The sequence below is a fragment of the Bacillus sp. HU-1818 genome, assembly GCF_022695965.1.
In the GTDB taxonomy this organism is placed as follows: domain Bacteria; phylum Bacillota; class Bacilli; order Bacillales; family Bacillaceae; genus Bacillus; species Bacillus atrophaeus.
Genome location: NZ_JAAPBE010000003.1, coordinates 144222 through 169813, shown reverse-complemented (window position 1 = coordinate 169813; position 25592 = coordinate 144222). Strand labels below are relative to the sequence as shown.

Genomic DNA, 25592 nt, shown 5'->3' with positions numbered 1-25592 from the left:
CTATCTTTGAAGCCGGTAAAGCGCCTCATTCCATTTCAGTTCATTTTTCAGCTGATGAATTGAAGTATCATGAGAAATCAGAATACTTTCAATACCGGCCATTTCAGCCCAGTCCATCATTTGATCGGCTGTCAGTTGATATGATAAACACGTGTGGTGCGCGCCTCCCGCCAAAATCCAAGCCTCAGCAGCCGTTTTTAGTGAAGGTTCAGGCTTCCACAAAACACGTGCGACTGGAAGATGCGGCATTTCTTTTTCAACTTCCTGCCCGTTTACTTCATTCAGCACCAGACGAAAGCGCCCGCCGATATCAATCAGGCTCGCTTGTATTGCTGTGCCGCCTATTCCGTTAAACACCATCCGAGCCGGATCTTCTTTATCTCCTATAGACAAGGGATGAACCTCTATTTTCGGCTTATCAAGCGCGACAGTTGGACAAACCTCAAGCATATGCGATCCCAGAATCATTTCCTTCCCCGGTTCAAAGTGATACGTATAATCTTCCATGAAGGATGTCTTTTTCCCATCTGCCATGATTTTCATCATCCGCACGAGCGCCGCCGTTTTCCAGTCTCCTTCACCAGCAAATCCGTATCCTTTGCCCATCAAACGCTGAACGGCCAAGCCTGGAAGCTGTTTCATTCCGTGGAGCACCTCAAATGAAGTTGTAAATGCGGTATACCCGCCTTTTTCAAGGAAAGAGCTTAAGCCCAGTTCAATTTTGGCCTGTTCCTTAATGGATGCGACCTTCGATTCGTCTTGTTTCGTTTCCTCACTGATGTCATAAAGCCTGTCATATTCATTGAAAAGTGTCTCGATCTCGTCCTCCGTAATACCATTCATGACATCGACGAGGTCGCCTATGCCGTAGCCGTCAACCTGCCAGCCGAATTGAATATGTGCGCCGACCTTATCTCCGTCGGTTACAGCTACATGACGCATGTTATCCCCGAAACGGGCAACCTTTATATTCCGGCTTTCGTTTAATGCAGCCGCCGTATTCATCCACTGAGACATATCGTGTTTCACTTCTTCGTCATCCCAATAGCCGACGACGACTTTTCGGATTTGCCCCATTCTTGAATTCATATAGCCATATTCCCGGTCGCCATGGGCGGATTGATTGATATTCATAAAATCCATGTCAATCGATTCCCATGGAATATCCCGGTGATATTGAGTGTGCAGATGCATAAGCGGTTTTCGGTAAGACGTAAGGCCTTCTATCCACATTTTAGCCGGAGAAAATGTGTGCATCCAAGTGATGATTCCGGCGCAATTCTCATTGAACTCCGCTTCCCTTAACAACTGTCTGACAGTCTGAGACGAGGTCACCACAGGCTTATGCTTAATCGTATATCTTGAAGACAGGGCACTAAGCCCTTCACAAATCGCTTTTGCATGTTCATCAACAATTTGTAATGTTTCCTCCCCATATAAATGCTGACTTCCCGTTACAAACCAAAATTCATACTCCTTCGTCGGCAGCACATTCATTTCCCCTCTCTTTTCAAAATAAAGCGGTTTCATTTTTATCAAAAAGTACGGATCAATAATCGATAAATTAATATATAAAATAATTCGTACGAACAAATTCATTATATTAATAAGGTGCATTTACTGTCAATCATTTTTGTATTCTTTTTTAATAAAAGCATCAGAGTTTCAGAGTGTTGCAGGTTAGAAGTAACACACATCAGCCATAAACACCACAAAAAAACGCCCAGCTGCCAATTTCACATATTGAATCGGCACCTAAGCGTTTAGATTGGAAGCATTCAGTTTTCTAGTGCTTGTAGCCAAACACGATGATTCTCTTTTATAGAAAGTCAGGAAAAACCTTTGCTTCGCGCGCCTGAACACGGTCATGCCCAAAGAAAACCTTTGACGGCTGGACTTTTTCAATAAGCCCTTTCATTCGTTTTATAGATCTGACAGTCGATTCAGAATCATAGGATAAGAATGGAACGCCATTGTCAAAATTTTCTCTTGTATAAGCTACATCAATAGTCAGCAATATGGGGCCTGAATGTTCTGTTGTGACGAGAACCGATTGGTGGCCCGGCGAATGTCCTGGCGTAGAGAAAATTTGAACGCCGGGCGCCACTTCGATGTCACCTTCAATTATTTGGTACTGCAAGTCTGGCAATCTGCATTCTTCGGGTGAATAATCATCATTTCCCATAGCGGCATCAAATTCGGCTTGCTGAATGAAAATAGGCGTTTTGGGAAAATGCCCGTTTCCTCCTGCATGGTCGAGGTGTAAGTGTGAGCTGATCACCGCTTGAATATCACCTGCACGATAACCGGCAGACTTTAAAATATTCACTATTTTATCGTTTGCCGTCATTTTCGGAATAACCCGGCCTTCTCTTTTTGTTCCTTTGAAATACTCAGGATTGTTAACAAAAGCATCGGGCATCCCTGTATCAATTAAAATGGGCCCGTCAGTTGTTTCCAACAAAAAAGACCAAACCGGCATTTCGAGTAATCGGCCTGGCGCAAGGTTTTTGTTGACAGCTGACTGATCAAGATAACAGGAGCCAGCAGGCAAAAAATAAAGCTTTTTGACAGTCATTCATATCATCCTTTTATTCAATAAAATTTAAAACTGTATCAAAACGAGTAAAGTATTCTTCTTATCCTCACAGCATATTCGTTATTCATTTATTTTTATAGCGTGCTTCTTTAAACGTCGGAGGCAGAATCGGTTCAATACCTTCTAAGTCCAGTTCCTTCAAACTTTGAAGAGAAGATATAAAGTGCTTGAACGCCTCTTCAGCTGTGTCCGTATCTTTATTGTCTCTGCCATTGTTCAAGTCGGCGTTTGTTAAAGATGAATTCCCTTGCTTTTGTCCCATTGATTTATCCCCCTCTAATGATAAGCAGTTCATCATTCTTCTCATTTTATTGATAACTCCGGATGCTTCTTATGCCAATCAGTGTTTAACTCATAGGCGTAACCGATGCCGAGCACAGTTGCCTCGTCAAAAGGGCGGCCGATTAGCTGGAGATTAATTGGCAGACCTGAAGGTGAAAAACCGCACGGCATTGATAAGCTGGGGAGGCCGGTTAGATTAGTCGGCGCGGCAAAATGAGTTAGACGGAGTGACTTTTCGTAAAGTTCGTCATCGTCTGCCCGCGGAGCAGTCAGCGGCATTGCCGGAGTCAATAAAACATCGATTCCGGTCAAAGCCTTCAGAAAATCATCTGTAAGCAGATGGCGTGCCCGCTGTGCTTGTAAGTAAGCGGAAGCCGGAACGTACCTGCCATTTTCAAGCATCATTTTTACGTCCGTTCCATAATCTTCCGGGTGTTTATCGAGCCATTGCTCATGAGCTGAAAACATTTCTGCTAACATGATGGCCATCGTCGCGCCTTGAGCATGCTTCATAAGCTGCAGACTGACTTCAACAATTTCTGCTCCCATTTCCCGGAATTTAGTGATTGCCGCCTGCATAGCGGTTTCCACCTCCGGGTCCAGATTGTCGTAATAATAGTTCGCCGGCAGACCAATCTTCACTCCCTTAAGACCATCGGAATACATCCGAATACCGGGCGGAGGCAAATCAACCGTTGATTCATCTTTCGGATCGAAACCAGACATCACATCCAGACACAAAGAAGCGTCTAACACACTGCGGGTCAGCGGACCGGCATGATCCAGCGACCAGGCCATAGGAATGATTCCGTATCGGCTGACGCGACCATATGTCGGCTTCATGCCGACAACTCCGCAGCATGCAGCAGGAATACGGATTGAACCGCCCGTATCTGATCCTGTTCCTAAATAAGCCATTCCTGCCGCTACAGCAGAACCTGATCCTCCGCTTGAACCGCCCGGAACCACATCAGGATTCCAAGGGTTAAGGCAAGGACCAAAATATTCGCTGTTAGTCGTCATTCCTGCGGCGAATTCATGCGTCTGCACTTTCCCGAGTAAGACGGTCCCTGCATCCGCCAGTTTGGCTGCGGCGGTTGAATCATAATCGGGAACAAAATCCTTTAAAATTTTTGAACTTGCCGTTGTTCGTATCCCCTTTGTGTAATAAAGGTCCTTATGAACGATCGGAATACCATGCAAAGGCCCTTTATACCTACCCTGCATAATATCTTTTTCAGCCTGTTTTGCCTGTTCCGCTGCCAGCTCAGCGGTTTGAGAGACAAATGCGTTTAGCTTAGGGTTGAAGCGTTCAATCCGCTTCAGCATCAGATCTGCAATTTCCACTGGTGACACTTCACGTTCCTGAATTTTCTCTGCCATTTCATGAATCGCAGCAAAGGAAAGTTGAGAATTCAATGTTCTCATTTAGATCGGCCCCCATGTTTGTTTACTATGTACATTCTCAATCGGACAAAATGTCCGTTTCAAGCGAATAAAAAACGGACATTTTGTCCGGTTTCAATTTCATTATAATGGAAACAATGTCCGTTCGTCAATCAATTAATTTTCACAAAAGAATGGTTCGGAACTATAAAAGTGATAAATCGGCATGATCCCCTCTAAACAGCATTTGCTTTCATCAAAAGGCACCATCAGGGCTGCCGATCAATTTTTCAATCCATCTATAAAAATCCGCTGCACTCCTTGCAAAATTTGTTCAGTGGAGAATCCCTGATCTTTCAGATGAAAATCAATATTAAAAAGGGTAGCCAGCAGTGTTTCAACCGTATAGGGAACATCTACGGCAGAAGCTTCTCCCGTATCAACGGCCTCCTGCAATAGCCTTCTGCATGTAATACGCATCCATTGGTAGAGCGGTGATTGAAATGGACGATATCCCGATGATGCCCGGCTTACGGAGCAAAGCCAAGGAACCCGCTTCTCAAGAAAAGCGATAAATATCATTATCACTTGATATAAACGCTCTAAAGCTGTTTCTTCTGAAGACTGATCAAGATAGGAATCTATTTCTTCAAAGAGGGGCTGACACTCTTCACGCACAACTTCTATACAAATGTCACCCTTTTCTGTGTAGCGCCGGTATAAGGTCGCCTGTCCGACCCCTGCCATTTTTGCAATCTGATGCATGTTAACTGCCTCAACACCATGTTCGATGAAAAGCCCTTTTGCCGATTCCAAAATTCTTCTGCGGTTTATCTCCTCTCTTGGAAGTTTTAAAGATGTAGGTTCTTTTCCCATTAAACATTCTCTCCTCACAACACAACTCGGACAAATTGTCCATTTTAACATTATGAATGATTTTGCCGGCTAAGGCAAATACCACAGAAGATCTCATCCACATTCTACACTTAAAATAAGAAAAAGCCCTTTTATAAAAAAGAGCTTCCTACGGAAAAAACCTATAGTGAAACCTTCTCGGCGGGTATTTTTAATAGGATGGCCAGCCCGAACTCCAATTGAGATCATTGATTAAAAGCTTTGGAATGCCGCTGTCATTCGCGTCATACGCATGGCGGACTAAAATGTTGCCGTTTACGATATCTTGTCCGCCCGGGCCTTTCCATTGCTCGTTTCCTGAATCAAGTATCGTGCCTCCGCCGTCAAGCATACTTTTACCGCTTTTATCAAGATAAGGGCCCGTGATGTTTGCAGATCTTCCATAAGCGATTTTATAGGTGCTATTAACACCCGCACAGCATTTATCAAATGATACCATTAAATGATAGTAGCCGTTCTGATACGTAATGGTCGGAGCTTCGAGTGCCCCGCTGTTATTCGGTCTGGCAGCAATGGAATAAAGTGAGCCGGTCGGTTTCATTGTATCTTTGTTCAGCTTCGTTAGTTTAATGCCGCTCCAAAATGATCCGAAAGCAAGCCATGGATTCCCATCCTTGTCAATTGTCAGCTCCGGATCAATGGCATTGTAATTATTGGCGCTGGTCGAACGAATGACAAGCCCCTCATCTTTCCAGCTTCCCGAGTTGATGCTTGTTGCGGAAGCGAGGCCGATAGCAGATGTGTTACTGCCGAAAGTGGAAACGGAATAATAAAGCCAGTACTTTCCATTGTAATACTGAATATCAGGAGCCCACTGGTTTTTCTCATAATTCGGCACGTAATTGCCCCACCATGATAAAGGCGTGCTGAAAACTGATTTTTGTACGCTCCATTTTTTCCCGTCCGAGGATTTTAAAACACGCAGACCTCTTTCTTCGGTCAAACCAGTTCCAAAAGCGTACCATGAGCTTCCTTCTTTCACCATGGTAGGATCATGAAGCAGCTCATTTGACGCTCCCCAAAATGCAGCAGATGCCGAAGAAGCGGAAGTCAATAACAAACCTGCTGTCAGAGCAGCGCATGAAAAGTGAAATAACCGTTTAAATCTTCTCTTTTTCATTTTAGCAAAACCTCCTGTATTCATTTCAGAAAACGCTTACAAAATTATGCTGATCCCCCTTTCTTCATAGATGATTTCTATAAATACTGTTAGGTAAAATGTACGGACAATTCTGCGTCTCCCCTTATTGTAGCCACTCGCCGTAAATTTGTACAGACAAAAAAATAGAATCCGCCATTCAAGACGGATTCTTACGCATCTTTATTGATAAGTGATTTGATCGACGGTTTTGCGGTCTAATTTTTTAATGACCTCTGTTATCAATTTCACGGCATTTTCATAGTCATCACGATGCAACATTGCCGCATGGGTATGAATATAGCGGCTTGCAATGGTGATAGATAAGGCAGGCACACCGTTAGCCGTTAAATGGATGGAACCTGAGTCAGTTCCTCCGCCGGAAAGTGATTCAAACTGATATGGGATTCCTGCTTCTTCGGCTGTATTGACAACAAAATCACGCAAACCTTTATGAGAGATCATTGAAGCATCATACAGCATAATTTGCGGACCTTTGCCCATTTTGCTTTGCGCCTCTTTTTCCGAAATGCCCGGTGTATCACCGGCGATACCGACATCAACGCCAAACGCGATGTCCGGCTGAATCGCATGCGCCGCGGTTTTTGCGCCGCGGAGTCCCACTTCCTCCTGAACCGTTCCTACACCATAGACGACATTAGGATGGTCGCTATTTTGCAGGCCTTTCAGAACATCAATCGCAATCGCGCACCCAATCCGGTTGTCCCACGCCTTTGCAAGCAAGTGCTTTTCGTTGTTCATCACCGTAAATTCAAAATAAGGAACAACTTGATCTCCAGGCAGAACTCCCCATTCCATGGCTTCTTCACGGCTGGAAGCTCCGATGTCGATAAACATATCTTTGATTTCCACAGGTTTCTTTCTCGCCTCAGGAGGCAATATGTGCGGCGGTTTTGAACCGATAACCCCTGTAATATCCCCTTTTTTCGTTACGACAGTGACACGCTGGGCAAGCATAACCTGTGACCACCAGCCTCCCACAGTCTGAAAGCGCAGAAAACCTTTATCGCTGATTTGCGTCACCATAAAACCGACTTCGTCCAAATGGCCGGCCACCATGATCTTCGGACCGTTTTCCAAGCCCGTTTTCTTTGCGATTAAACTGCCTAATCGATCTGTTGTGACGTCATCAGCAAATGGCTCTATGTATGATTTCATCACCTGTCTGACTTCTCTTTCGTTCCCCGGAATGCCTTTTGCGTCTGTTAATTCTTTAAGCATGGTTAACGTTTCGTCTAGCTTTGCCATGTTGCAAACCCTCCTTCATCTTTCCTACATTCTTATTATACAAAACCTATCGGTAACCATACGAATATTTCACATGAAATGGGGTAATTATTTTAGACAGCCGAAACATTTCTTTTTAAAAAAAGTGAAACCTTTTGCTTCACTCTTCGTATTACATCAGATAATGATAATGAGGGAGGTGCCTTCAACCAATGATTATCATCATTCTCCGGCTTGCTTTGCTCGCCCTTCTTGCCTATTGTTTATACGTTGCGGTCAGATTTTACACAAATCCAAAAAGAAGGCTGAAGCTGGCCCAGTCAAAAGAACATTTTTATATTGTCGATGAACAGAAAAATGCAAGAAAGAATTTTCAGCTGACTTATAAAGGCGTACTCTTTGAAGGAGAAAAGCATATTCCTTCCAAGGACCATCCGCTCTTTATCCATACCATCTTTGTGTGGACGGAGTCTCCAGAAAAATTGGCTGCCTTTTCAGCGAAAGATTTTAAGGATATAGAACAAAAGGTGAATGAGCGTTATCCGGATTGTAAGATTGATTGGGACCAGCCGATAAAGCTGGCTAAATCAAAAAAAGCAGAAGAGCGATAATCGCTTTTCTGCTTTTTTACAAATTAAACGGACTATAATAAATAGCGACAAAAACAGCTTCAATTACTAAAAGCAGCGGCACGCCGTACATAAAAGACCGGTGCTTTGTTTTATGTCTGAAGGTTTGCATCCCCAGCCAAACACCTAAAGCTCCAAGCGCAATCGCCACAAGCCAGATTCGTTCCTCAGAAATCCGCCACCTGTGCTGCTGCGCCCTTTTTTTATCGGCGCCCATGATCCAAAATCCGCAAACATTGATCACCATGATATATATTAAAACAGGCATTCTTTATCTCATCCTTTATATAAAAAGGCCGCTCTGAGAGAGCGGCCCGGCATATTACTTGTCTAACTGAGCTTTAGCAGCATCAGCAAGCTGGTTGAATGCAGTAAGATCGTTTACAGCAAGATCAGCAAGCATTTTACGGTTTACTTCGATACCAGAAAGCTTAAGACCGTGCATCAAACGGCTGTAAGAAAGACCGTTCATACGAGCAGCAGCATTGATACGAGTGATCCAAAGCTTACGGAAATCACGTTTTTTCTGACGACGGTCACGGAAAGCATAGTTTCCAGATTTCATGACCTGCTGGTTAGCTACTTTGTATAATGTATGTTTTGAACCGAAATAACCTTTTGCTAATTTAAGAACCTTTTTACGACGCTTACGTGTAACAGTTCCGCCTTTTACTCTTGGCATTAGATTTCCCTCCTAATTGTTCCTTGTCCGATTACTTGATGTTAGCAAGCATTTGTTTGATACGTTTGAAGTCTCCTGCGCTTACTACAGCACTTTTGCGCAGCTTACGCTTTTGCTTTGTTGATTTGTTGGCAAATAAGTGACTTGTATATGCATGAGAACGTTTTAACTTCCCAGAACCTGTCTTTTTAAAACGTTTAGCAGATCCGCGGTGAGTTTTCATTTTTGGCATGGGATTTCCTCCTTATTGCTTTTCGTTTTTCGGCGCAAGCATCAAGAACATGCTGCGGCCGTCCATTTTTGGTTTTGTTTCAACTGTCGCAACTTCAGCACACGCTTCAGAGAAACGGTCCAATACGCGCTGTCCGATTTCTTTATGCGTGATCGCGCGTCCTTTAAAGCGGATAGAAGCTTTCACTTTATCGCCTTTTTCAAGGAATTTAATCGCATTGCGCAACTTCGTGTTAAAGTCGTGCTCATCGATTGTCGGACTTAATCTAACTTCTTTTAAGTTAATGATTTTTTGATTTTTGCGTGCTTCTTTGTCCTTTTTCTGCTGCTCGAATCTGAACTTTCCGTAGTCCATGATACGGCAGACAGGCGGTTTTGCATTTGCTGCAACTAACACAAGGTCAAGATTTGCGCGGCCGGCGATTTCAAGTGCCTCCTGACGGGACTTGATTCCAAGCTGGTCGCCATTTTGTCCGATTAAGCGGACCTCACGTGCACGGATACCCTCATTAACCAATTGATCTTTGCTAATAATGAGCCACCTCCATAGTTTCTTCGAATTGATTCACAATTCATTTTGACTTGCATTCTACAGGCAAACAAAAAGTGTGGGTATGATTACACACCCACACTACGAACATCTGCATAAATAAAAATGTACGGTCAACCTGCCAACTACATGAATGTGTCAATCAGGTGAGAAGCGGGTGCTTCTTCTTGTGATTTATATTCAATTCAATAACTATTCTACACAATGCCGGATATTTAGTCAAGAATGACTTCTCCGGAACAACTTTTTCATTGTAACATGTGGTTATGAGTTGCGCAAGGTTAAAATCAGAGAATTTCAGCTTTAGTTTTTTACTTGATCCTCCATTCTTTCGGTATGTCTCCCCGAAAAAACCACTTTTCAACCATTTCATTAAATAATTCCGGCTGTGCTAACGGTGTGCCATGCCCCGTACCCGGAATCATCACGCATCGGCAATACGCATTGTTATTGCCTATTTCCCGTGCAGACGTTTTTAAGATCCCTCTCTCTTTTCCGCCGAAAGTTACCAATATATCAGCGCTTGCTTCACTAAACCGCGCAGGAAGTTTAAAAGACATATTCTACTTTGTTCTATTTTTTATAAAAAAGAACAAAAGGCAGAACACGTTTTAATAAATAAACCGGCAAAAGGTATCGGTTTCACCAGAGCACTGTTGATCATGGCAAAATCAATCAAATGGGGTCTTACGCTTAAGATCTGAATTAAAATTTGCGCGCTGATTGAAAATTCAATTGAATCACTGTTTTCGCCGTGGCCGGGTAAGTCCGGAACGACACAATGAAAGGATTGAAAATGACTGATTTGCTTTTCCCACGTCCATCCGCTTACACCTCCGCCATGGATAAAAACCATAAGCGAAGCACTTTTGTCACCGTATTCTTTACAGGAATACTCATGATTGCCATCCCTCGTCTTTTAGGGTGACTGTTTTTCAGATTCTCTCAATATCGTAACATCAAAATGGAAATCACGATTTAAAAATGGATGAAAAAGTAATAAAAGAAAATAAAAGTATTAACTTTAAACCGCAAAGACCGATAAAGTAAATAGATTCCAGTTCCCTTTATATTGCGCCGGGATCAAAACAAAAGGAGAAACACGCATGAAAAAACAAACAAAATTAACGATTTCTTTGTTATTGCTGGGGGCTTTATCAGCCGGCTGCGCTCATGACAAAACAACTGCCAGACCAAAGGAAGAAAAACCTGTAGCTTTAGACGTCGAGAAGCCCTCTCCAAAATCGGATAAAGACAAGCTTGAGGAAGAGCACAAAAACTTAAAATTGCTAGAGACAAAAAGACATACTGAAAAGCTTGAGGAGATTGAAGCAGCCAAAAAACAGGCTGCAGAAGAAGCAGAAATGCAGAGACAGGAAGAATTAGCTGCACAACGAGAAGCTGAACGGCAAGCGGAAGAAGCAAGGCAGCAGGAGCAGGCAAAAGCAGCCAGACAGCAAGAACAAGCAAAAGCAGCGGAACCTGCTAATGACTCTGCTTCCTCAGCAAATCGATCAGATGCGGCACAAGCCCAAGAGCCGGCGGCAGATCTGCCGGAAAACGATGGATATGGATATGCAGAACGAAAAAAATGGCATGACGATCAAGTTGAATGGGGCATTAAACAAGGGTATATTGATCCGGAAGATGCTCCTTAAGAAAAAAGCCAAGGAACCTGTCCTTGGCTTAACCCCCTATCAACTGCATAAACATTGGTATGACCAGCACCGTCACAACCCCTACCACAACGACCGCGATACTCGCCATCGCTGCTTCAACTTCCCCCATTTCTATTCCGACCGCCACGCCCAGCGCGTGACCGGAAGTGCCGAGAGCCAATCCTTTAGAGATCGGATTTTTCACTTTAAACACCTTTAAGAACAGAGCGCCGAGCGCGTAGACGATAACGGCGTTAAAAATAACGGCAAAGGCGGTGATGTCGCTGATGCCGCCGATACCTTTTGATAAAGGAAGAGCGATTGCTGTTGTCGCCGCTTGCGGAAGCATGCTTTTCATGACTGCTTCATCAAGATGTATTCCTTTTGCAAGGAGATAAACAATCGTAACGGAGCAAACTGACCCCACAATGATGGAAGACATGATTTGCCACCAGTATTTTTTCAGCTTGTCTCTTTGCTTGTACAACGGAATGGCAAAGGCGATGGTCGCCGGTTCAAGGAAAAATTTAATGATTTCTCCCCCATTGTTATAATCCGCGTAAGAAAAACCGCCGATTTTCAAGAATGCGATGCCCAGCACCATTGCGACAAATAAAGGCGTGAAAAGGAAGAAGCCTTTTGACTTTTTGAATAGAAATGTGCCGATGCCGAATGCGGCAAGTGATACCACGATGCCGAAATAAGGACTCATTGTACTTTCCATTTGATTACCCCCTATGCCTCTTAATGATGAGCGAGCTTGTTTTCCTTATGCGGATGCTGCACCGTTTTTTCTTTCTGCTGCTTGTCAGCGGCTGTCTGTTTTCCTCTTATGATGAATTGGGAGAACAAACCTGTCGCCGCTAATAAAATGATGGTTGCAAGCAGAATGACAAGCACGATTTGCAGGCCATAATGCTGCATCACACCAAGTGAATTCATAACTGAAATGCCTGACGGGACAAATAAAAAGCCGATCAGAGATGTTAAAGACGTTCCCAGGGTTTCTACATGTTCAAGTTTAATAATGTTTAAGCATAATAAGAGAAATAATAGAACTAATCCTACGACTGACGCAGGGATAGGAATTGGAACAATCGCGGCAATCATATTTGATACCAGCATAATTGCGGCAAAAATAAATGCTTGTGTTAAAAAACCATACACTTTTTTAGCACTCATTTTCTTCACCTCTTTCTCTTTGTTGTCCTCATTATAATAAATGAAAACCCTTTATTAAGCGCTTACATCTAAACTTGCTGATTAATCGGGCTGAGATGCAAAAAATGAGGGATGAAATACAAAAACCGCTTCATCAAATATGAAGCAGTTTCTTTAATTCCTTAGCATATGTACGGCTGACCGGTATTTTTGATCCGTCTTTCATAATGAGATTATATGTCGAATTAAACCATGGCTGAATCTCTTTAATATACTCAGTATTGACGATATAACTGCGGTGAACGCGGATGAAGTCTGCGTCGGACAGCTTCTTCTCAATAACCGCCAGCGCATCGCTTACACTGTAAGATGTCTCATGCGTTTTAACCTCGGTGTGCCCATCGGCAATTCCGGCAAATATAATTTCTGACGTATCTAAAATCACAATTGATTCACCGGCAGATACGGCAAGCTTATGATGATTCACTGAGCCTGTCTGCTCCACCGGTTCTCCGGTATCCGGTTTTACCTTTTTATATTTCTTAATTGTCTGCTGAACGCGCTCCTCATCAAAAGGTTTGGTCAAATAATCAAGCGCGTCCACTTCAAAGGCTTTGAGCGCATATTGGTCATAGGCGGTCGCAAACACAACAGCAGGCGGATGCTTCATTTTATTTAACCGCTTTGCGATATCAAAGCCGTTTTCCCCGGACAAATCAACATCTAAGAACAGAAGATCAGGCTTTTGATCCATCATCCGGTCAAATGCCGATTCAATGTTTTCAGCTTCATCTATTTCGTCTACCTCATTCGTACGTTTGAGCAAATAGGCTAATTCATCTCTTGCCAGTATTTCATCATCAACAATTAACACCCTCACCATGTTCTTCTCCCTCTTTCATTTGTTTCAAAGGCACCTGAAATGAAACCTCTGTTCCGTTATCGATTCCGCTCGTTATTTGCAGGGCGGCTTGCTGGCCAAACAAACCAACCAGCCGTTGGTTCAAGTTATAAAGAGCCGTTCCCGTCCCTTCTTTTGACGGCAGAGGCTTGTTTCCTAATTGAGTTAAGATCTCCTCTGCAATGCCCCGACCATTATCTTTTACCTTCATATAGACAGACGATTCAGCAGATAAAACTTGCACTTCCACTTTATATCTGTCTTGTTTTTTCGGAAAAGCGTGTCGAAGCGCATTTTCAACAAGAACTTGCAAGACAAATGGCGGGATTTCGATTTGGTCCAGACTGTCTTCTATGTCTATCTCAATCTCATATTTCCCGGGAAAACGTGCCTGCTCTAATGATAAGTAAGCGTGAAGATGGTTCAGCTCCTTTGACAGCGGTATGAGCAACTGTCTTGCCCCTTGCAAATTGGAACGAAAATAAACACTGAGCTGAAGCAAAAGCTTACGGGTTTTTTCGACATCTGTCCTGCATAACGCGGAAATCGTGTTGATGGCGTTAAACAAAAAATGCGGATTGACCTGTGCTTGAAGCGCCTTAATTTCTGCATCCTTCAGCAGCTTGCTTTGCAGCTCGGCTTCTCCAAGCTCAAGCTGTGTGGAAAACAGCATGGCCAGTCCCTCAGCAAGCTCTTCCTCCACCTGGCTGAGTCCGGCCGGGCTTTTGAAATACATTTTCAGCGTTCCGATCGTTTTTCCGTTTGATGTAAGCGGCAGGACGATTGCCGCATGTAAAGGACATTGGGCATGCGTACATTCGATCTCTTCCTGTGAAGTGGCTTTCATGATATACCCTGTTTTGATTACTTTTTTGGACAGCCCTGTAATGAGACTTTTTGATGGGATGTGATGATCGGTTCCCGCACCGACATGAGCAAGAATTTTTTTATTATCGGTGAGGGAAACAGCGTCCGTTCCCGTCAGTTTATGTATGATGGCCGCCACGCTCTTGCATGAATTTTCGTTTAAACCTTGGCGGAAATAGGGCAGTGTTTGATCGGCAATCATCAGCACTCTGTGTGTTTCAAGCGCTCTGGCCTGCTCTTCCTTCCGAATAATCGACTGGATGATCGAGAGAAAAATAAAGCTGCCTGAACCGTTTATCAGAATCATCGGAATCCCGATCATACTCACAAGCGCCCATGCATCAGCAAACGGCTTCGCCATCAGAAGGATAATGAGCATCTGCAAAGCCTCCATGCCGATTCCCACAAGCGCAGCTGAACGCGGTGTCGGAATCCGGTAGCGCTTTCTGAAATAGCTGCCTATCCAGCCTGCCAAGATTCCCGCTAATATGGAGGATACGGCACAGCTGAACGCGGTGCTGCCGCCCAGTGACAACCGATGAAGTCCAGCCAGCAAACCAACTCCCGCGCCCACAATCGGGCCTCCCAACAGCCCGCCGATTTCCACCCCCATGATCCTGGTATTTGCAATCGAGCTTGACGGATCAATTTCAAATACCCAGTCATTGTTTAAAATAATGTTCCTTTGAATTTCAATCCCCGTGTAGTTGCTGATGATGCTGAAAAGGGAAAAAATCGTAATCAGCACAGCCTTTCCTTTATAGCTTGCCGGCTGCTGCAAGGCTTGTCTGAATAATTTGGTATGTGCCAATATAAACCCCAATATTACGATGATACCGACTCTTTCCAGCATCATGATCATTAAATGAATCATTTTATTCACCTGATCTTTCAAATTTTATTTTATCATTTTTTATAGTTGGTTTTCATTTCTCTCATTCATCTGCCTGTTTTTTTCAAATCATCTGAAAACATTTCTTTATCAAGGCTTTTATCTATTGTAGAATAAACGTGAGCCTTTTGGCAGAGAAAGAAAATGATTTACATAAGGCAAAATAGAATAAGAAGCAGAGGAGAAGATCATGAAAGCCGTATTTTTTGATTTAGACGATACACTACTTTGGGATGAAAAAAGCGTAAGCACAACATTCGCTGAAACATGCTTGCAGGCGAAGAAGAAATACGGGCTTGATCCGAAAGAATTTGAAGCAGCAGTCCGGGAAGCGGCAAGAGAACTGTACATGTCTTATGAGACATATCCATATACAGTAATGATCGGCATTAACCCGTTCGAAGGACTGTGGGCCAATTTCACAGAGCCGATTAGTGATGGCTTTAAGCAGTTGAACAAAATTGCGCCGGAGTACAGGCGGAACGCGTGGACGAACGGATTGAAAGCATTCGGTATCGAGGATGCGGCGTATGGTGAGTATTTGGCGGAGTTTTTCGCGGCAGAGCGCCGGAAACGCCCGTTTGTGTATGATGAAACATTTGACGTGCTGGACCAATTAAAAGGGAAATACGAATTGCTGCTTTTAACAAACGGTGATCCGAGCCTGCAAAAAGAAAAATTAGCCGGGGTGCCTGAGCTTGCTCCTTACTTCAATGAAATTGTGATTTCAGGGGCTTTTGGAAAAGGAAAGCCCGATGCTTCTATTTTTGAACATTGCCTCGGTTTGCTTCATATCTCAAAAGACGATGCGATCATGGTCGGCGATAATGTGAATACAGATATTCTCGGTGCCGGACGGGCCGGGATGAAAACAGTTTGGGTGAACCGGACTGGGAAGAAAAACGAAACAGATGTGAAACCTGATTACGTGATCAGCGATCTTCATGAGCTGTTTGCGATTTTGGAGAATAAATAAAAGAAGATTGTATCTTTTAGAGGAAGATTAGTGCAATAGCTAATCTCCTCTTTTTAATAGTTAGGCGGAGAGAATTTGGAGATATTTGAATGTACGGAACGTGCGGACCTGTTAGAGGAAGCAATTGATTTCCTTTGGGGGCAGTGGGGCAATCCGGATAATTATGCTTTCTATTGCGATTGCATAACACATTCTTTTGATTCAAGAAGCGTTCTGCCGTGATTTTATATAGCAGTCCAAAACGACTCCATTATTGGTTCATATGCTTTATTAAGAAATGATTTGATCAGCCGTCAGGATTTATTTCCATGGCTTGCCTGTTTATTCGTTGTCTCAAAGTTAAGGGGAAATGAGATTGGCTGCGCGCTGCTTCGGCATGCCCTTAAGGAGGCGCATAAAGGGTTTTGAAAATCTCTATCTCTGTACAGACTTAGAAGGATATTATGAGAAGTATGGATGGGTTTATATAAAAAATGGAAACGGTGAACCTGCCAAAATATATAAAAAAGCTGTTGAACCTATTAGTGAGAACTAACATGCCAACAGCTTTTTTTTATGTTATTTCTTCGCTTCAGCCACAGCCTTCTTCACAAAATCATCAAGTGAAATCGTCTCAGACTTCTGCTCTCCGTATTTACGGACGTTTACTGCGCCGTTTTCAGCTTCTTGGTCACCGACCACAAGCATATACGGGATTTTTTGCATTTGAGCTTCGCGTATTTTGTAGCCGATTTTCTCGTCGCGGATATCAACTTCCACGCGCAAGCCTTCACGCTGAAGACGCTCCTGCACTTTTTTTGCATAATCGAGATGCACGGACGGTGATACAGGGATGACCTGGAATTGAACAGGTGCAAGCCACGTCGGAAGCGCACCCTTATGCTCTTCAATTAAGAAAGCCACAAAGCGTTCCATTGTAGATACGACACCTCTGTGAATTACGACAGGACGGTGCTGTTTGCCGTCTTCACCGACATAAGTCAGATCAAAGCGCTCAGGCAGTAAGAAATCAAGCTGTACAGTAGACAGTGTTTCTTCTTTTCCGATTGCTGTTTTGACTTGGACATCAAGCTTAGGGCCGTAGAATGCCGCTTCGCCTTCAGCTTCGTAATAATCGCTGCCGATCTCGTCCATTGCGTCTTTCAGCATGGATTGCGCCTTGTTCCACATCTCATCGTCATCAAAATATTTTTCTGTATCTTCCGGATCACGATATGATAAACGGAATGTATAGTCGTTCAAGCCGAAGTCCTCATATACGTCTTGAATCAAACGCACAGTACGGATAAATTCATCTTTAATCTGATCCGGGCGCACAAAGATGTGAGCATCATTTAATGTCATACCGCGGACGCGCTGAAGGCCTGAAAGCGCTCCTGACATTTCATAGCGGTGCATCGTTCCGAGTTCAGCGATCCGAATCGGAAGTTCACGATAGCTGTGGATGTCATTTTTGTAGATCATCATATGATGCGGACAGTTCATCGGACGCAACGCCAGCGTTTCATTGTCCAATTCTATCGGCGGAAACATGCCATCTTGATAATGGTTCCAGTGTCCTGATGTTTCATAAAGCTCTTTACTGCCAAGCACAGGTGTATATACGTGCTCATAGCCAAGGCTTAATTCCTTATCTACGATATAACGCTCGATTACGCGGCGGATTGTCGCCCCTTTTGGCAGCCACAGCGGAAGCCCTTGGCCGACTTTTTGCGAATTGGCAAAAAGCTTTAATTCTTTGCCGAGCTTTCTGTGATCACGCTCTTTTGCCTCTTCAAGCAATCGCAAATGCTCTTCAAGATCAGCTTTTTTGAAGAAAGCTGTTCCGTATACGCGCTGAAGCATTTGGTTGTTGCTGTCTCCGCGCCAGTATGCGCCTGCAAGGCTTAACAACTTAAATTCTTTAATTTTCCCTGTTGACGGAACATGAACACCGCGGCACAAGTCAAAGAATTCGCCCTGCTCGTAAATCGAAACGGTTTCTCCTTCCGGAATCGCATCGAGCAATTCAAGTTTCAGGTCATCGCCGATTTCCGCAAAGCGGGCTTTCGCTTCTTCACGGCTGACTTCTTTGCGGACGATCGGAAGGTTTGCATTGACGATTTTTTTCATTTCTTTTTCGATCTTCGGCAGATCCTCCGGTGTAATCGCTTCTTCCATTTCAACGTCATAATAAAAGCCATTTTCAATAACAGGTCCGACGCCGAATTTCACATCTTTATATATGCGTTTAATCGCTTGAGCCAATAAGTGAGCCGTGCTGTGTCGCATAATCTGAAGGCCTTCTTCTGAGCCTTCTGTAATAATCTCCACTGTGCCATCTTCGTTAATCGGTGTTCTAAGATCTATTTCTTGCCCGTTCAGTTTTCCGGCTAATGATTTTTTCTTCAATCCCGGACTGATGGATGCCGCGATATCTTCTGTTGTCGTGCCTTTCGCAAACTCCTTGACTGCCCCATCAGGAAATGTGATTTTTACCATATCTGACATCTTCGTCACTCCTTTTTTTTGCATATAAAAAACCCCGCCCCCTGTGAAAGGGACGAGGTTAACAAACGGAATCGTGGTTCCACCCTTTTTTCCGCACACGCAAAAACAACTCATGCGCATGGCGGCTCTAGACTCTGTAACGGGAGTTCCCGTCAGTCATTACTTGGCAGAAAAGCCGTTCACAGCTGAGGTTCAAAGGCGGTAAAGTGAATGGTCCTTAGCTGGGAAGCTTGCAGCCGGGGGCTTCCCTCTCTTCAAAGCCGGTATCATTCCTTCTTGTCCTTATCAGTACGTTTAACTGATCAATAATCTTCTATGTATTATAAAAGGTTTGCCAAAAAAAATCAACACAAGCATTTTTCTTTTTTCTATCCAAACAGCCTTACTTACCTGTAAGGCTGTTAACGGCTACCCTTTCGACTTCTCGGTGACAAACGCGCTCAGCGGAAACATCTGCATCCGTTCTTGAAAGACATTCTGTATGGTCCTGACCATCATATGCTCAGGCTTGTCAGTATAAAGCACGAGCTTCTCCGGCGCGATGGATATGAGCGGTGCGAGCAAATGCGAATCTATATACATCGGGTGTTCCCTTACAAAGCGCCTGTCTATGTATTTTTTTTGCTCCCGTTCAGAAACATAGCGCAGCTCCCACAGTGTAAATGTTCCGTCATGGACGATATGAACCTTTTCCATACGCGGTGTGTTAGAGGTGACGTAGTCTCTCAGCGTTTGAATAAAGTTTTGATATTCCTGCTCCATTTTGTATTCGTCTATCGCAGCTTCCACATACTCTCTGAGCTGTTCGTAATAATTCCCAAGACGAAATGTTTGAAAAGAACGCACTGAAAAAACCCCGGTCTCTAAAGAAATCGTCTGCAGTTCCTCTAAAATATACTGTGACCGAGGAAGTTTTTTTTGTTTGAACGGCAAATCATCAAGGTCCCCTTCAATGATACTGTGGGCGAGCTGAAGGATTTGCTGCTGTTCATCCGGATCAGAGAAGCAATACGACCCTTCAATCAGCGACAGCATATGCTCGTCTTCTTTACATTCTAAAAAAAACCTGACCAAGACCGGCTCGATGAAACGCTGAATTGAAAAATCAGCTTTAGCTTGTGCAATTGCGATTTTTTTTATGTCTTTACGGACAATCACTTTTTTCTTATCGTCCGATTGCTGAATGAGATGTAAAAAAGCAGCTGTGTCTTGGTCATCTTCAAAGATCATTTCAAGCATGTTTGTCCCCCCTTACGGCATCTGTTACAAGTATATGGGGGAGACTTTTAAAATAGACGTAAAGCTCAATGCCAAATCTCAAACTTCGTCAGTGAAACAGGCTCGGCATCTTCTTTTTGAAAACAAATGGCAGTGTTAAAAAAATGATATAGATGACAATCACGATGGAGAACACAAGGACATTGCCCGTAAAAAAGCTTGCGCCAAGCACATTGAGCGCGATGGTGCCGGGAATGATCCCCGCGGCGGTGGCAGCAAGGTATGTCCATGGTTTAATATTGGAGATACCTGCAGCGTAGCTGATCAGATCAAAGTTAATCGGCAGGATTCGGAGCATAAAGATATAAAAAAATCCGTTCTTCTCCATTTGTTTCTGAATGTTTTCAAGTCTTACATGATGGCTTTTTTTTCTTGCGGCAAACAGGCCCGCTGCAAGAAATGAAACAGCCGCGGCGCACATCGATCCCATTAACGTGTACATCGTTCCGAGCATCGGGCCGAACGCGAGTCCGCCGGCTACTGAAATTACCGAAACAGGGAACAGCACGAAGGGCCGAATAATAGATATCCCGATAAAAACAAGCGGAGCAAATACACCAAAAGATAAAACCCATAAGCGGATCTCTTTTGGCGACACATTGAAATATCTCCGATTAGCATAAAACAACAGCCCCGCTCCGGCTATAACGGCAAGCCATTTGACAACTCTTTTTGTGTTCATTCCTTCAGATCCCTTCCCCTTTGGGCCGTAAACCTACTGATGGCGGCGATTCTCTCCGTCCAAACGGATCGGCGCAGCCAAATATAAAATGCGCTCCATCAGTCTGGCCGCTTTTACTTCTTCCTTTTCACCTCTTTGAGAATACGTGAAATGATGCTTCAATTCGTCCGGCGAAAAATTGGAGGAGAAAAACGTCGGCAGCTGCTGAGACATTCTGTGCTGAAGCACCGTTCCGATCACTTCGTCCCGCACCCAGCTCGTCATGGATTCCGCCCCGAGATCATCCAGCATCAGGACGGGGGTTGATTTCACCATATTGAGCTTTGCTTCCAACGATTGATCTTGCATCGAGTTTTTCAGTTCTCTGACAAATTCAGGGACATATACAATCATTGAAGAATATTCTTTCTCTGCAAGTTCATTGGCGATTGCGGCGAGAATAAATGTCTTTCCTACACCGAATTTCCCATGAAGATAAAGTCCCTTTCCTTTGCCCGTTTCATTGTATTGTTTCAAAAAATCTGTGACGTGCTGAAAAATGCCGAGCCTGCTCGGATCGTTTATATCAATTTGCTGGAATGTGGCTCCGAGAAGGTCCTGCTGAATGTACATACTCTTCATTAAGGTCCGCTGTCTTTTTTGCTGATCAAGCCTGCGCTTCACCGGGCATTCATAATATTCAATATCGATGGACCGCCCGTTTACAACAAGCTTCGGATGAAAGCCTTCTAAAAGATTGTTGCAGTTTTCATCCTCTGAACAATAAGCGCAATTTTTGCTTTGCTGGGCATATTCATAAAGCTTATTTAAGCTGCGTTCAATCATACTTTGACTGATATCGCCATGCTCTTTTAAAAAAGCTTGTACGTCTTGATCCTTCATTACTTTTTCTTTCATTTGTTCCAGGCGTTTCTGGAAATCCGGTCTGCCTGTTACGCCTTGCAAGGAACGGCTGATTGGTTCCATGTATCAATTCACCCCGCTTCTCTGTCTTTAATAGGCAGAGTATTTTTTGAGTTTCTTCATTTCTTCCATCATTTTCTTCTTTTGTTCTTCCAGATCATTCTGGCTTAACTTCTGTTGTCCATCGGCAGATTTCGGCTTCTTTGTTTTGTCTTTCAGCCAGTCAGGGAGCTTTTCTTCGCGTATAACTTTCTTATTTCTGTTAGATGGCTGATTTGCTTTTCCGTCAGCCCATTCTAAATACTGGCGATGCTCTTCTATTGCAAGTTTCATCGCTTCTCTCACTGTTTTCACTTTTTTTCGGGCCCAGTGTGAAGCGATTTTCTGGATATAATTTTTTGACAGCTTCATATCAGTCTTGAGCATAACATAATAAATTAAAACATTTGTTACACCTGGCTCAAGCTTCTGTTCGAACATAATATCTTCAATAATTTTTAAATCAGCTTTAGACGGCTCTGTCCCGTCCGCGATATCTTGAAGAAGCTTTCTCGGAGAAATCATTTCAAGCTGTGCAATGAGCGTGCCGTCCAATGAGTCCTGTTCTGCCTGTTTTTCGCCTTCACGCAGGCGCACCGGCTGTGTCTTGTCAATCAAGTCCGGCAGCTGTCCGTTCCGCTCAATCTGATACCAATCGCTCGCCGCTTTTCTCAAGGCTTCGGTTGTAATGACATCCTGTTCATTAATGGCGCTCATGACAACATTTTGCATCTGCAAAGGATCAATTCCATAAAGATACGACAGCTTCTTAATAGATTCACGCACCATCTTTGTGATGGATTTCCGAGGAATCATCGTTTCTGAAAGCCCTGCTAAAAACAGGTCAAAATCAAACACGTCCTCTGTTACGGTATAAGAAGGCGCTTGACCGACAGATGTATATTCCTCGCCTTGAGGAAGCTCCATCGTTTCCGCCATGTCGGCCGAAAGCTTCCATTCACTCGGCTGCAAAGCTTCAAACGCATGATTGAACGGGCGTGTAATCTCCTTCGCCTCCTCTGGGACAGACGGATGGGCGAAAAATTGTTTCAATTGCTGATACGTCGTTTTGCCGACTCTGTTATATAAAAAAACGTTCAGCATTCCATCTTCAAAAAACTCATCCGGCCTGAGGGGAGGAAGCAGCTCATATATAAACATCCGCTCTTGATCAGCCTCTTTTACATATACCTTTAATAATCCGATCCCTTCAAGTTTCCCTTGCTCATGATGGATTTTCTTTAAATTCGACTGCGTAATCCCCATCAGCTGCCTGTGAGTGGATTCGGTTCCCCACAGACGGTTTTGTTCAAGCTCTCCCCACAATGTCATATATAGAGAGTATGCAAAAGGGCCGATTAAGGGCTGATACAGTTGTGTAATGATTTGTCTGTCAATGTCCTGCAGCATGGAACGGCTTTTCACCATATAAGGGTCTACAGGCAATACATCTTTCCAATAGTCAGCCATACATTCTCAAACCTTCCGAATTGTTTCTACTTCTCATTTTACACCGTTTCTCATATCTATCAAATGCCAAATTTGCTCATGAGAAAAGAGCTAGAAGATTCCTTTTAGCTCTTAGCGCTCTTTCTTTATTAAATCTTTTAATTCATCAATAAATACATTAATGTCTTTAAACTGGCGGTATACGGACGCGAATCGGACATAGGCGACTTCATCAACCTCAGCCAGCCTGTCCATTACCATTTCCCCGACAAGTTCGCTTTTCACTTCAGAGACGCCTTGGTTTCTCAGTTCTTTTTCAATGTCAAAGCACATATCTTCAAGGGTTTTCAAAGGAACCGGTCTTTTTTCACAAGCTTTAATTAAACCGCGCAGCATTTTTTCCCGGCTGAATTCTTCGCGTAGGCCCTCTTTTTTCACGACGATAAGCGGAATCTCTTCTACCTTTTCAAAAGTTGTAAAACGGTAATGGCAAGATTCACACTCCCGCCTTCTGCGAATTGATTTTCCGTCGTCCACAGGCCGCGAGTCGAGAACGCGCGTGCCGTTATGCTGGCATGAAGGACATTTCAATATAATCAGCTCCCATCTATTTCGTTGCTATGATGTATGTTCGGCAGCTTCCGGCTAAAATATCGTAAATAGATGATGACGATTGCCCAATCTGTCGGGAGAGCCGTTTGTGCGGGCTCGTTCGGACACCCGCCTTGCTATCAATGATTATTCCCTTTCTTATTTTACAAAAAAAACGGAAAAAGAAAAAGCTGACTGCCATTATTTGCTTTACAAATATAAAAGGAGCGTAAGTTAAAAAGCGCGTAATGGCTTTTTAACTCCAGCTCCCTTTGTGTACGTGTTTAAAATTATAATACTTTGGCTTGAGCCTGTTTAATTTGAACAGGTCCCATTCCTCTTGGTATTTCAATGTTTTCTCTTGTATCAGCATGTAATGCATCCGCAATGTAGTCAGCAGCGACATTAGGATCTAAGTCTCCACAAGTATAAACATCAATGCTCGCATATCCGTGCTCAGGAAAACTGTGAATCGTTAAATGTGATTCAGAAATAATCACGACTCCGCTTACGCCCTGCGGTGCAAATTTGTGAAATGCAACCTCGCGCACCTCAGCTCCTGATTTTAAAGCAGCATTTACAAACGTTTTTTCAATAAAATCCATGTCATTCAGCTTATCAAAATCGCATCCCCATAGCTCGGAGATAACGTGACGCCCCATTGTTTCCATAGTCATGGACCCCCCTTAACAAGAATTAAAAAGTGAAATTCCAACAACTGGGTCGGCTATTTACCACGGGGGAAAGTTAGTCCGGAGAGGTCCTAACCCTTTAAGTAATCCCGAAACAGTCTCGAGCAAGAAGTTCACGAAAAATAGTATACTTCGTTTAAGTCTATTTTGCAAGGCGAGTTTTTTCAAATTTGCAGGTAAGGGTTTTTGTTAATGAGTGCCCATGACTTTATTTTATACAGCTGAAGGGTGTTTCATTCTCGCGGCAACATGGCGGATGAGATCGACAACCCTGCAGGAATAGCCCCATTCATTATCATACCACGCGAGAACCTTTACTTTACGGTCCTCCATCACCATCGTCGTCAGTCCGTCAATGACCGCAGAATGTGAATTTGTATTATAATCAGAGGAAACAAGCGGTTCATCGGAATAATCAAGCACACCGTACATTGAACTTCTTGCTGCCTGCCTGAAAGCTTCATTCACTTCTTCAGCCGTTACATCTGTTTTTAGATCGACAACGAGATCAACTAATGACACATTCGGAACCGGCACACGCAAAGCGAGCCCGTGCAGCTTCCCTTTCAGGTGCGGCATCACTAATGACAGCGCCTTGGCAGCGCCCGTAGTCGTCGGAATGATGGATTCTCCGCAAGCTCTGGCGCGTCGCAAATCCTTATGCGGGTTATCAATATTTTTTTGGTCATTCGTATATGCATGGACGGTTGTCATTAAACCGCTCTCGATGCCGAACTCGTCATCAAGCACTTTGACAACCGGAGCCAGGCAATTCGTTGTACATGAGGCGTTGGAGATGATGACATGCTCCTCTGCATCGAATTGATCCTCATTAACGCCCATCACAATGGTAACGTCTTCATTTTTTCCCGGAGCAGTTAAAATGACTTTTTTTGCGCCGGCTTCTATGTGGCTCATTGCCTTTTCTTTTGCATTAAACTTCCCTGTTGCCTCCACCACGATATCGATATCATATTCTTTCCAAGGAAGCTTGTGCGGGTCTCTGCTGTTTAATAAAAGCACTTTTTTGCCATTCACAATAAGACTGTTTTCCGCAGCTATTACTTCTTTTTCGTACCGTCCGTGAGTCGTGTCATACTTTATTAAATGGGCCAGCGTTTCTGCGGAGTAACTCGCATTAATTGCCACCACTTGAATTTGATCATCTAACATTGCTTTTCTGAATACCATTCTTCCGATGCGTCCAAACCCGTTAATTGCTACTTTCACCTTCATAAGGTCACCCCTCATCAATTATGTCATTCTAATTTGTTGTTATCTGAAATTAGTATAACACATTAAAGCTTTTTTGCCAGTACATCTTGATAAAAATCAACGATTGTCATGATAATT

The 25592-nt window shown here is 43.6% G+C and carries 26 protein-coding genes, 1 pseudogene and 1 other annotated feature; of the genes and pseudogenes, 3 read left to right on the top strand and 24 right to left on the bottom strand.

Translation table 11 applies throughout. From position 1 onward, the window contains the following. The 7 genes from araA to GXP75_RS11275 all read right to left on the bottom strand — a co-directional run bounded on the left by araA (position 1) and on the right by GXP75_RS11275 (position 7589). Positions 1–1491 carry an L-arabinose isomerase gene (gene araA, locus GXP75_RS11305; RefSeq protein ID WP_150223022.1) on the bottom strand — a complete coding sequence of 497 codons (1491 nt, stop codon included), beginning with the start codon at positions 1489–1491 and terminating at the stop codon, positions 1–3. A gap of 328 nt (positions 1492–1819) precedes the next feature. Beyond that, the gene (gene aiiA, locus GXP75_RS11300) at positions 1820–2578 is read right to left on the bottom strand and encodes a quorum-quenching N-acyl homoserine lactonase AiiA (RefSeq protein WP_214913855.1); all 759 of its coding nucleotides are present in this window, start codon (positions 2576–2578) and stop codon (positions 1820–1822) included. 85 nt (positions 2579–2663) lie between these two features. After that, on the bottom strand, positions 2664–2861 hold the full coding sequence (locus tag GXP75_RS11295; RefSeq protein WP_061572602.1) for a hypothetical protein: 198 nt from the start codon (positions 2859–2861) through the stop codon (positions 2664–2666). A gap of 41 nt (positions 2862–2902) precedes the next feature. Continuing rightward, positions 2903–4309 carry an amidase gene (locus GXP75_RS11290; RefSeq protein WP_242556831.1) on the bottom strand — a complete coding sequence of 469 codons (1407 nt, stop codon included), beginning with the start codon at positions 4307–4309 and terminating at the stop codon, positions 2903–2905. A gap of 240 nt (positions 4310–4549) precedes the next feature. Beyond that, positions 4550–5143 carry a TetR/AcrR family transcriptional regulator gene (locus GXP75_RS11285; RefSeq protein WP_214913859.1) on the bottom strand — a complete coding sequence of 198 codons (594 nt, stop codon included), beginning with the start codon at positions 5141–5143 and terminating at the stop codon, positions 4550–4552. Between the two features lie 190 nt (positions 5144–5333). Beyond that, positions 5334–6302 (bottom strand): arabinan endo-1,5-alpha-L-arabinosidase AbnA, encoded by a 969-nt coding sequence (gene abnA, locus GXP75_RS11280; protein WP_242556830.1) that lies wholly within the window; start codon positions 6300–6302, stop codon positions 5334–5336. 201 nt (positions 6303–6503) lie between these two features. Continuing rightward, positions 6504–7589 carry a M42 family metallopeptidase gene (locus GXP75_RS11275; RefSeq protein WP_013390618.1) on the bottom strand — a complete coding sequence of 362 codons (1086 nt, stop codon included), beginning with the start codon at positions 7587–7589 and terminating at the stop codon, positions 6504–6506. Positions 7590–7780: 191 nt separating this feature from the next. On the opposite strand from GXP75_RS11275, the gene GXP75_RS11270 reads away from it, so the two are divergent. Further along, positions 7781–8179, top strand: coding sequence for a hypothetical protein (locus GXP75_RS11270; protein WP_061572598.1), 399 nt, complete (start codon positions 7781–7783; stop codon positions 8177–8179). A gap of 16 nt (positions 8180–8195) precedes the next feature. Here GXP75_RS11270 and GXP75_RS11265 read toward each other — a convergent pair whose 3' ends face one another. The 5 genes and pseudogenes from GXP75_RS11265 to GXP75_RS11245 form a co-directional block, all read right to left on the bottom strand. Beyond that, on the bottom strand, positions 8196–8465 hold the full coding sequence (locus GXP75_RS11265) for a DUF1294 domain-containing protein (protein WP_214913862.1): 270 nt from the start codon (positions 8463–8465) through the stop codon (positions 8196–8198). A 54-nt stretch (positions 8466–8519) separates the two neighbouring features. Next, positions 8520–8879, bottom strand: a complete 360-nt coding sequence (gene rplT, locus GXP75_RS11260; RefSeq protein ID WP_003152495.1) for a 50S ribosomal protein L20 — start codon at positions 8877–8879, stop codon at positions 8520–8522. Positions 8880–8910: 31 nt separating this feature from the next. After that, positions 8911–9111, bottom strand: a complete 201-nt coding sequence (gene rpmI, locus GXP75_RS11255) for a 50S ribosomal protein L35 (RefSeq protein WP_003325140.1) — start codon at positions 9109–9111, stop codon at positions 8911–8913. A gap of 12 nt (positions 9112–9123) precedes the next feature. Beyond that, entirely contained in the window at positions 9124–9645 is a 522-nt protein-coding gene (gene infC, locus GXP75_RS11250; RefSeq protein ID WP_071543361.1) for a translation initiation factor IF-3, read from the bottom strand. A 59-nt stretch (positions 9646–9704) separates the two neighbouring features. Continuing rightward, positions 9705–9835 (bottom strand) — a sequence feature (ribosomal protein L20 leader region). Between the two features lie 136 nt (positions 9836–9971). Then, positions 9972–10516 (bottom strand): annotated as a pseudogene (locus GXP75_RS11245) (alpha/beta fold hydrolase). 250 nt (positions 10517–10766) lie between these two features. On the opposite strand from GXP75_RS11245, the gene GXP75_RS11240 reads away from it, so the two are divergent. Continuing rightward, positions 10767–11318 (top strand): hypothetical protein, encoded by a 552-nt coding sequence (locus GXP75_RS11240; RefSeq protein ID WP_242556829.1) that lies wholly within the window; start codon positions 10767–10769, stop codon positions 11316–11318. A gap of 28 nt (positions 11319–11346) precedes the next feature. Here the strand turns inward: GXP75_RS11240 and lrgB are convergent, their stop codons facing one another. The 4 genes from lrgB to GXP75_RS11220 form a co-directional block, all read right to left on the bottom strand. Next, the gene (gene lrgB / locus GXP75_RS11235) at positions 11347–12042 is read right to left on the bottom strand and encodes an antiholin-like protein LrgB (protein ID WP_214913864.1); all 696 of its coding nucleotides are present in this window, start codon (positions 12040–12042) and stop codon (positions 11347–11349) included. Positions 12043–12062: 20 nt separating this feature from the next. Continuing rightward, a complete protein-coding gene (lrgA, locus tag GXP75_RS11230; protein WP_242556828.1) occupies positions 12063–12500 on the bottom strand; it encodes an antiholin-like murein hydrolase modulator LrgA in 438 nt (145 codons plus the stop codon). A gap of 133 nt (positions 12501–12633) precedes the next feature. Then, on the bottom strand, positions 12634–13362 hold the full coding sequence (locus tag GXP75_RS11225; protein WP_214913866.1) for a LytR/AlgR family response regulator transcription factor: 729 nt from the start codon (positions 13360–13362) through the stop codon (positions 12634–12636). Continuing rightward, positions 13340–15121 carry a sensor histidine kinase gene (locus tag GXP75_RS11220; protein ID WP_214913868.1) on the bottom strand — a complete coding sequence of 594 codons (1782 nt, stop codon included), beginning with the start codon at positions 15119–15121 and terminating at the stop codon, positions 13340–13342. Before GXP75_RS11220 ends, GXP75_RS11225 begins: the two co-directional genes overlap by 23 nt. Before the next feature lie 208 nt (positions 15122–15329). Between GXP75_RS11220 and GXP75_RS11215 the strand changes: the two genes are divergently transcribed. Further along, entirely contained in the window at positions 15330–16115 is a 786-nt protein-coding gene (locus tag GXP75_RS11215; RefSeq protein WP_242556827.1) for an HAD family hydrolase, read from the top strand. 558 nt (positions 16116–16673) lie between these two features. Here the strand turns inward: GXP75_RS11215 and thrS are convergent. From thrS to GXP75_RS11175, 8 genes are all read right to left on the bottom strand, one after another. After that, positions 16674–18605, bottom strand: coding sequence for a threonine--tRNA ligase (gene thrS / locus GXP75_RS11210; RefSeq protein WP_003325131.1), 1932 nt, complete (start codon positions 18603–18605; stop codon positions 16674–16676). 408 nt (positions 18606–19013) lie between these two features. After that, a complete protein-coding gene (ytxC, locus tag GXP75_RS11205; RefSeq protein ID WP_242556826.1) occupies positions 19014–19844 on the bottom strand; it encodes a putative sporulation protein YtxC in 831 nt (276 codons plus the stop codon). A gap of 88 nt (positions 19845–19932) precedes the next feature. After that, positions 19933–20565 (bottom strand): TVP38/TMEM64 family protein, encoded by a 633-nt coding sequence (locus GXP75_RS11200; protein WP_214913871.1) that lies wholly within the window; start codon positions 20563–20565, stop codon positions 19933–19935. A 33-nt stretch (positions 20566–20598) separates the two neighbouring features. Next, positions 20599–21531 (bottom strand): primosomal protein DnaI, encoded by a 933-nt coding sequence (gene dnaI, locus GXP75_RS11195; RefSeq protein ID WP_242556825.1) that lies wholly within the window; start codon positions 21529–21531, stop codon positions 20599–20601. Between the two features lie 27 nt (positions 21532–21558). After that, complete coding sequence (dnaB, locus tag GXP75_RS11190; RefSeq protein ID WP_214913875.1) at positions 21559–22977, bottom strand: replicative helicase loading/DNA remodeling protein DnaB; 1419 nt, start codon at positions 22975–22977, stop codon at positions 21559–21561. A 111-nt stretch (positions 22978–23088) separates the two neighbouring features. After that, positions 23089–23547, bottom strand: a complete 459-nt coding sequence (nrdR, locus tag GXP75_RS11185) for a transcriptional regulator NrdR (protein WP_214913877.1) — start codon at positions 23545–23547, stop codon at positions 23089–23091. A 290-nt stretch (positions 23548–23837) separates the two neighbouring features. Next, complete coding sequence (speD, locus tag GXP75_RS11180) at positions 23838–24218, bottom strand: adenosylmethionine decarboxylase (RefSeq protein ID WP_003152471.1); 381 nt, start codon at positions 24216–24218, stop codon at positions 23838–23840. Between the two features lie 234 nt (positions 24219–24452). Then, the gene (locus GXP75_RS11175) at positions 24453–25475 is read right to left on the bottom strand and encodes a glyceraldehyde-3-phosphate dehydrogenase (RefSeq protein WP_003325124.1); all 1023 of its coding nucleotides are present in this window, start codon (positions 25473–25475) and stop codon (positions 24453–24455) included. Positions 25476–25592: the final 117 nt, after the last annotated feature.